This window comes from Citrobacter sp. TBCS-14, from assembly GCF_005280805.1.
GTDB classification, from domain to species: domain Bacteria; phylum Pseudomonadota; class Gammaproteobacteria; order Enterobacterales; family Enterobacteriaceae; genus Citrobacter; species Citrobacter gillenii.
Map to the genome: position 1 here is coordinate 1 of NZ_SZWM01001358.1, position 315 is coordinate 315.

At 54.9% G+C, this 315-nt stretch carries 1 pseudogene; it reads left to right on the forward strand.

What is annotated here, in order from left to right:
- Positions 1 to 315 (forward strand): annotated as a pseudogene (locus FDX22_RS29905) (glycosyltransferase family 2 protein); the annotation flags it as partial.

Here is a 315-nt window from a genome sequence, read left to right on the forward strand (position 1 = left end):
AGTCATCTATCCGCAGGACGGGCTATCCCATTTTGACGCGCTCAAAGACAATCTGCGCATTTCATTAATGCACACTCGCCTGTTTTTTGGCATGTTGCCACGCATCCCCTCCCTGCTTTTTCGTCGTTCATCAACACACTGGGCGCAGCAGCAGGAAGTCAAAGGGCTGTGGGGAATGCGTCTGATGTTGCTGGTCTGGCGTTTACTGGGTCGCAAAGCCTTCTCCCTGCTACTGTATCCGGTAGTCGGCGTTTACTGGCTCACCGCATCAACTGCCCGAAAAGCCTCTCAGAGCTGGATTCGCCGCGTACGGGC